Source organism: Bacillus sp. SIMBA_005 (assembly GCF_046535585.1).
In the GTDB taxonomy this organism is placed as follows: domain Bacteria; phylum Bacillota; class Bacilli; order Bacillales; family Bacillaceae; genus Bacillus; species Bacillus pumilus.
Map to the genome: position 1 here is coordinate 1 of NZ_JAWRWI010001045.1, position 241 is coordinate 241.

Here is a 241-nt window from a genome sequence, read left to right on the forward strand (position 1 = left end):
GTACGCGGAACTCGACCGGATGAGCGTCGCCCAGCTCGCGCAGACCATGAACGACGCGGATGCGACGGTTCCGGGCGCCGTGCAGCGGGCACTCCCGCAGATCGTGCCGGCCATCGAGGCGACCGCCGAGCGCATGGCTCGCGGCGGTCGGCTCGTCTACGTGGGCGCCGGCACGCCGGGCCGCATCGGCGTCGTGGACGCCTCGGGGTGCCCGCCGACGTTCAGCACGCCGCCGGAGCTC

Annotated in this window: 1 pseudogene; it reads left to right on the forward strand. The window is 74.7% G+C overall.

What is annotated here, in order from left to right:
* Positions 1-241: pseudogene (gene murQ / locus SB660_RS23300) on the forward strand (N-acetylmuramic acid 6-phosphate etherase); the annotation flags it as partial.